Origin of the sequence: Lentibacillus sp. (assembly GCF_035301925.1) — a bacterium.
Classification (GTDB): domain Bacteria; phylum Bacillota; class Bacilli; order Bacillales; family Amphibacillaceae; genus Lentibacillus.
On the sequence record NZ_DATGTI010000149.1, the window covers coordinates 21,589 to 28,523 of the forward strand.

Sequence of the window (6,935 nt, forward strand, 5' to 3'; positions counted from 1 at the left end):
GAAGTTTCACTTTACAGCTCACTTTTCCTGGAATTTGAAATACGCTGAAATCAACGTTTTGGCTGCTACCGGCATCGCCCGTTCTTCAATATCGAATTTCGGATGGTGGTGCGGGTAGTGGTGTCCTTCTTTTTGAGCCCCAGTGAAAAAATATGCGCCGGGTTTTTCCATCGTGTAATAGGCAAAGTCCTCGCCGGCCATGACTGGTTTTACCTCTTCAGCCGTCTGGATTTCATCAACTTGATCTGCTGCCTCGAGAACGAGCTGTGCTTCTTCGGCATTGTTGACAAGCGGCGGATAGCCTTTTTTGTAATCAAATGAATAGGAGGCGTCATTGGCGACACAAACGCCTTTTATAACGTTTTCCATCTCATGAATAACCTGTTCCTGAATATCCTTTTTTAAGTACCGGACAGTACCGACAAGCCTTGCTTTGTCAGCGATGACGTTGAACGCATTGCCGGCTTCGAATTGTCCGATGGTGATAACAGCTGTTTCGAGCGGATCGAGACGTCTTGAAACAATTTGCTGCAGCTGAGACACGACTTGCGAACCAATGGTGATGGCGTCTTTTGTCTGATGTGGATAACCGCCATGCCCGCCTTGACCCTGTATGTTTATCTCAAAGCGATCGGGACCAGCCATTAAGACGTCCTTTGATGTCTGCAGCACGCCAAACGGGGTCGTTGACCAGAGATGTGTGCCAAACACTGCATCAACATCATCAATCGCTCCCGATTCAATGATTGGCTTGGCCCCGCCCGGTGCGTATTCCTCTGCATGCTGGTGAAGGAAGACGATGGTACCCGGCAAATTGTCCTGAAAAGCTTTCATGGTTTTGGCAAGTGTCAAGAGTGTTGCTGTATGCCCGTCATGACCGCAAGCGTGCATGATACCATCAACTTTTGATTTATAGGGGACATCTTTCTCATCCTGAATTGGAAGCGCATCGAAATCAGCCCTTAATGCCACTTTCTTACCGGGTTTTCCGCCTTTTAATGTAGCAATCACACCATTACCGCCGACACCTGACTGATAAGGAATTCCTATTTTTTCATAAAAATCGGCGATATATTGAGCTGTTTTAAATTCCTGGAAAGACAGTTCCGGATATTGGTGCAGATAACGCCGGATGTCAACCATTTCAGCGTACAATTCATCCAACCGATTATGTATAGCCTGTAACATCAAAAAGCCTCCTCTTTTTCGGTTGTTTTTTAATTATTATAACATCATGACAGGAAATGGTGTTAGAAAATAGACAAGAGTTATCTGAATCCGCAGAAGAATGCAAAATCGACAGAGGTTCTCGAGAAGATAAGCGTTATGTAAAGAAGAATGGTAATATCAACAGATTACTGAAGATATCTACAGATTAACAGAAAATATCTGCAGAAGAACGAAGGAAATAGGAATAAACACAAAACAATTGAAACAGATAAAAAACTGCTCCAAATCACTTTTCGGAGCAGTATTATTTGTTAATTGACATTTGAATCAGCCAGTAATCGTTGAATTTCTTCTTGGTGGGCTGTTTCATCGGCTATCATATCTTCCAGTTTAACAACCAGTTCGGTGTAGCCTAATTCTTCAGCTTGTTGTTTGCGTTTTTCATACCGTTGGATGGTATCTTTTTCAGCTTCCAGTGCAGCCTCCAGCAAATCTTTTACTTCTGTCGGCTGTGGGATGTCTGCAGCTTTTGTTGTCGGTATTCCGCCCAATGATTTAATTTTTTCGGACAAATATAATGCATGACCCATTTCATCATTGATTTCTGATTCGAAAAAAGGCTTCAATGCGGGACGGATCAGACCAGATACGACAGCTGCACTATACGTATACTGAATCGCAGCACCATACTCATGTGACAAATCTTCATTCAGTCCATCAATCAGATTTTGCAGATTTTGATCCATGATTTATCCCAACCTTTCCACTATAATAAGAGCACACAATTATCATACCCGGCACTATTTTTTTCAAACGTCAAATGAGGTATGATTTATTCAGGAGGGTGTGAACGTGTTGAATAGACGCAGCTATATCATATTATTTTTATTGATGGCCGTCCTGTTAACGATTGGTATTTGGGTGTTTCGCATCATCAGTGGGAAAGTTCTTTATATCGATCAAATCACCCGTGGCCTTGTTGAAGCATTTGAAGATACCACTACATATACCATTTTCCGCTGGATAACGGAATTAGGATCGGGTACCTTTTTGACACCATTCACAATTTTGACGGCGCTTCTCTTGTGGTTTGCCTTCAGGGACTGGCTGCCGGCTGTCATTTTTGGCTTGGGCACATTGAGCAGCCATGGTCTGAATATACTGATCAAACAGCTTGTTGAGCGTGAACGTCCTAGTATCTTTGTTGCTGCCAATGCTGAAGGATTCAGTTTTCCATCCGGTCATGCCATGATTCCGATGGTTTGTTACGGGCTGCTCGCTTATTTTGTTGCCAAAAAACTAACATCGTCCAAGGCCGTTTTAACCGTTCAATTCAGCTTTGCCCTTCTCATTTTTTTAATTGGGATCAGCCGTTTTATCATTAATGTTCATTATTTAACAGATGTCTTTGCCGGGTTCGTTTTTGGATTCATATACTTGATAGGTATGATTTATCTGTATGAATGGCTGCAGTCATGACGTAAAAAGTCTCCGTCTTAAGACTGAGTTTTATCACATTCTGAGGACGATTACCTTCTGCGAAAACCTCATGTACAATATAGACAAAGAATATCGATTTTTAGTTATGGGAATGGGGTGAATTGATTGGGGCGGTTCACGCGTTATGTATTGGCATTTATCCTTATTTCGGTTGGTGCAGCACTGGTGCTGGCCAATATTGGCATCATTGATTTCAGTTTTCACAATATATGGCTGTATATTTATCCACTATTATTTATGATACTCGGGATTAAATGGATAGCCGATCGTATCAGACATCGCGGCGGCAGCTGGGCCTTTGGATCCTTTTTCTTCATATTTGGCACATTGCTGCTGCTTGACCGTTTTAATATCATCACCTTTCATTTTGACGACGTTTTTAAATTATGGCCGCTCTTGATTGTTTATATCGGCTTTTCATTTATTGGCAGCACAAGAGGCTATAAACGAACGTTTGACCATCGCCGGAAAAAAAATAGAATGAATGATACCGGTGACTTCGGCATGTTTACTGTCGGCAGTTATGAGTATAATCAGCCAAACTGGAAAGTGGAACCGATGTATTTGAAAAATATGGCCGGTGATTTTTACTTTGACTTTTCCAAGGCGTTCATCCCAGAAAAGGAAATCCCGATTACGATTCATTCCCTGGCTGCTGATGTTCATATCATTGTCCCCGGAAATATTGCTTTCCGGGTAGATGCCTCAGTCATGGCTGGTGATATTGATGTTGTTGGCCAGCAAAAAGATGGTATTAACCGGGCCATGACGTATGAAACACTCAATTATGAACAGGCAATTCAAAAGTTGGATTTATTCATCAAATTGAGATCAGGCGCAATCAAGGTAGTCAAAGTATAGAGGGGGACGACAGTGTGCTGAAAAAATTGGTCAGTATCCGATATATGTATATTCGTTCCCACTTATATGCTGTTTTACTGACGACAGTGTTATTGCTGGCGGTTCTGTTAAGTATCCATGTCCTGTTTGCACCTGATTGGCTTTCAGCTGGAAGCATTTTTGCTTTTATCCTCTTCTATGTACTGTTTGGAATGATCATTTCGGTTTACGCCGGTTTTAAAGCAGGCGGTGAAATGAAAGAACGGCTTGATGATTTATCTGTCTTGATTACACAGTTTGCAAATGGCCATTATGATTCCCGCGTTAATTTTGATGAACATGACGAAATCACGAGAATCAGCAATGAGATGAATGAACTTGGCGAAAAGCTTGAGATCCAGGTGAAATCGCTCAAGCGAATGGCCGATGAAAAGGCTGATTATGTCAAATCTGCGCATAAAGCTGCCGCTATGGAGGAACGACAGCGGCTTGCGCGTGATCTGCATGATGCAGTAAGCCAGCAGCTATTTGCCTTAACAATGATGTCGGAAGCTGCTGTCAAACAACTCGATAAACAGCCGGAAGTGGCCAGGACACAGATCAAGGAAGTGGCAAGTACTGCTTTGAAGGCACAAACAGAAATGCGGGCATTGCTGTTGCATTTACGGCCTGTCCATTTATCCGGTGATCCGCTTCCGGTCGGGATCAAAAAGCTAATCGGTGAGCTGGAGCAAAAAACACAATTGGATTTTACAGTTAATATTGAAGATGACCTGCCGCTGTCTGAGACGATAGAAGAGCATCTGTTCCGGATTGTTCAGGAAGCGTTATCAAATATATTGCGACATGCAAAGGCGCATCATGTCAAATTGGATATCACCGACGGGGACGATGAATTGTTTTTGCACATTCGTGATGATGGAGAAGGCTTTGATGCACATGAAGATACAAACCGCAAAACATCATACGGTCTGAAAACGATGCAAGAACGTACGGAGGACCTCGGGGGAACATTTACGGTAAGATCAAGCAAAGGGGAAGGCACGTACATTAATATTCGAATACCTTGTTGAATAAGGGGGAGGGGTTTGATGATCCGGGTAGTCGTCGTTGATGATCATGAAATCGTACGAAAAGGAATTGTGGCCTACTTACAGACTGAAGAAGAAATAGATGTTGTCGGGGAAGCATCAGACGGTCATGAAGGGGCGGATCTGATCTTGCGCATCAAACCTGATGTTGTCCTGATGGATTTGATCATGGATAATGGCAGTGGCATTGAAGCGACCGAAAAAGTTATGACACAGTTGCCGGCGTGTAAAATTATTATTCTGACAAGTTATTATGATGATCAAAAGGTTTTCCCCGCACTTGAAGCCGGGGCATTCAGCTACCTTCTGAAAACGGCTTCCGCTTCGGAAATTGCTGATGCGATTAAAAAAGCTGCGAATGACGAACATGTGATTGAGCCAAAAGTGGCCGGAAAAATGATGTCCAGTTTCCGGAGAGGACAGAAGAAGCCGCATGAGGAATTGACCGAACGTGAGCTTGAAGTGCTTCTGTGTATTGGAGAAGGGCTGACGAATCAGGAAATCGGAGAAAAATTGTACATTGGCATTAAAACGGTTAAAACACATGTGAGCCATGTTCTTTCCAAATTAGACGTTCAGGACCGGACACAGGCTGCGGTTTATGTTCATAAAAATGCCTTATTAAAACAAATTGACGGATGATGACAGAACTTCCTTTTTGCTTTTCTTCAATGTTTCCTAGTATAATACGTAGGAATATGAATTGAGAGGACGACCGTATGCAACATTCAAAAACAAATGAAACATTGCTTATGATCATATGGGCTCAGTCGCTTGCAGCTACATTAGGCAGTCTGTTTTTTTCGGAAATAATGGGCTATGTGCCGTGTGAACTATGCTGGATACAGCGGATTATCATGTATCCGCTGGTCATTATTTATGGGACTGCCTTATTTAAAAAAGATTTGTCCATTGCACTGCCTGGTCTGATTTTGAGTGGGATCGGGATGTTCGTCTCGCTGTATCATTATTTGGTGCAAAAGCTGCCGGCTTTACAGGAAACAGGGGGTTCGTGCGGTGTTGTTCCATGTAATACGGAATATGTTAATTACTTTGGATTTATTACAATTCCTTTTATGGCAGGTATTGCATTCGTTATCATATTTGTGTTACACATCATTCTATGGAAATGGGGGAAATAAGCCATGGGAAAGAAAATGCTGATAATTTTAGGTTCAATTGTCGTATTATTTGCTGCCCTTTATTTTGTGATTGATTATAAAAACCAGCAGGCAGTGGGCGATAGTGAAAACCCATATGGAAAAGAAGACTTGCATCAGGCGACGATTGATCAGCTGGATGACCCTAACTATCAGAATCAGATTTTGCCGGACGAATTAGCGACAAAACTGGACAATGGCGAGGATATGATCGTTTATTTCTATGATCCGACATGCTCACACTGTCAGGAGTTAACACCCAGGCTTGTGCCGATCGTGGAAGAGATGGATGTTGATATGAAAAAACTGAACCTGCTTGAGTTTCAGGATGCCTGGCGACAGTATGGCATTGAAAGTACGCCGACACTTGTTTATTTTGAAAATGGGGAAGAAGTTGACCGCGTAAACGGGGCACAGTCGAACGATATATTCCGTGCATTTTTCAATGAATATGCTGTCAATGATTCAGAGGGCGATGATGGATAAGCAAGCCAGGAGGACTCCAGGCTTGCTTATTCTATTTCATCCATATCAATCATATCGTAGTTTGTCACAAAAGGTCTGTCTAAAAAGTATGCCGGCGGTTTAACGTCTCCGCCATCTTTATGTGCCTGTTTGAATTGATCCGAATGTTTCCAGTTTTCAAAGTCGGATTCTGAGGCCCATTGGGTCATGACAACATAGATATTGCCTTTTTTTGGCCTGAGTAACCGGAAAGCCTGAAACCCGGGCATTGACTCTACACTCTGTTGCCGTTGTTTGAACTTATCTTCAAATGTTGCCATGCCATCATCCGCCACTGGGATATTATTCATGACTACATAACCGTTTTTCTGTAACATACCGCTTTGCGTGACCGTTTCATATCCTTTGCCCGAAGCAAAGATGTTTTTCGTTTCACCTTCATAGTAAATAAGGGTGCTGGTATTTTCGCGCATAAAGAAAAAATCAATATTCGGATGTTTTTCCGGGATATGTTTCAAAAAGTCGAATGTCCCTTTTGTCATAAACACATTCATTATGTTCCCCCCTAAATTCTTCTCTATATTATGGTAACATACCCGTTTTGCTTGAGCACTACTCTTTTGATCCATGTGACTAAATTACTTTATAATCATTATTAATTAACAGTGAGTATTATTCTTTCATCACAGCAAAAATTGTCGTATACTGA

Annotated in this window: 9 protein-coding genes; 6 read left to right on the forward strand and 3 right to left on the reverse strand. The window is 42.2% G+C overall.

Features of this window, described 5'->3' with window-relative positions; all coding sequences use genetic code 11:
* Positions 1-18: 18 nt before the first annotated feature.
* Positions 19-1,188 (reverse strand): M20 family metallopeptidase, encoded by a 1,170-nt coding sequence (locus VK080_RS12185; RefSeq protein ID WP_324225037.1) that lies wholly within the window; start codon positions 1,186-1,188, stop codon positions 19-21.
* Between the two features lie 293 nt (positions 1,189-1,481).
* On the reverse strand, positions 1,482-1,916 hold the full coding sequence (locus tag VK080_RS12190) for a ferritin-like domain-containing protein (protein ID WP_324225038.1): 435 nt from the start codon (positions 1,914-1,916) through the stop codon (positions 1,482-1,484).
* Positions 1,917-2,022: 106 nt separating this feature from the next.
* On the opposite strand from VK080_RS12190, the gene VK080_RS12195 reads away from it, so the two are divergent.
* The 6 genes from VK080_RS12195 (at position 2,023) to VK080_RS12220 (ending at position 6,247) form a co-directional block, all read left to right on the forward strand.
* Positions 2,023-2,649: a phosphatase PAP2 family protein gene (locus tag VK080_RS12195; RefSeq protein ID WP_324225039.1), complete on the forward strand. Its 627-nt coding sequence runs from the start codon at positions 2,023-2,025 to the stop codon at positions 2,647-2,649.
* Between the two features lie 126 nt (positions 2,650-2,775).
* Positions 2,776-3,531, forward strand: coding sequence for a cell wall-active antibiotics response protein LiaF (gene liaF, locus VK080_RS12200; protein ID WP_324225040.1), 756 nt, complete (start codon positions 2,776-2,778; stop codon positions 3,529-3,531).
* 14 nt (positions 3,532-3,545) lie between these two features.
* Entirely contained in the window at positions 3,546-4,583 is a 1,038-nt protein-coding gene (locus VK080_RS12205; protein ID WP_324225041.1) for a sensor histidine kinase, read from the forward strand.
* An 18-nt stretch (positions 4,584-4,601) separates the two neighbouring features.
* Positions 4,602-5,243, forward strand: coding sequence for a response regulator transcription factor (locus VK080_RS12210; RefSeq protein ID WP_324225042.1), 642 nt, complete (start codon positions 4,602-4,604; stop codon positions 5,241-5,243).
* Positions 5,244-5,320: 77 nt separating this feature from the next.
* On the forward strand, positions 5,321-5,743 hold the full coding sequence (locus VK080_RS12215) for a disulfide oxidoreductase (protein ID WP_324225043.1): 423 nt from the start codon (positions 5,321-5,323) through the stop codon (positions 5,741-5,743).
* 3 nt (positions 5,744-5,746) lie between these two features.
* Positions 5,747-6,247 (forward strand): thioredoxin family protein, encoded by a 501-nt coding sequence (locus tag VK080_RS12220; RefSeq protein ID WP_324225044.1) that lies wholly within the window; start codon positions 5,747-5,749, stop codon positions 6,245-6,247.
* A gap of 26 nt (positions 6,248-6,273) precedes the next feature.
* Here VK080_RS12220 and VK080_RS12225 read toward each other — a convergent pair whose 3' ends face one another.
* Positions 6,274-6,780, reverse strand: coding sequence for an antibiotic biosynthesis monooxygenase (locus tag VK080_RS12225; protein ID WP_324225045.1), 507 nt, complete (start codon positions 6,778-6,780; stop codon positions 6,274-6,276).
* Positions 6,781-6,935: the final 155 nt, after the last annotated feature.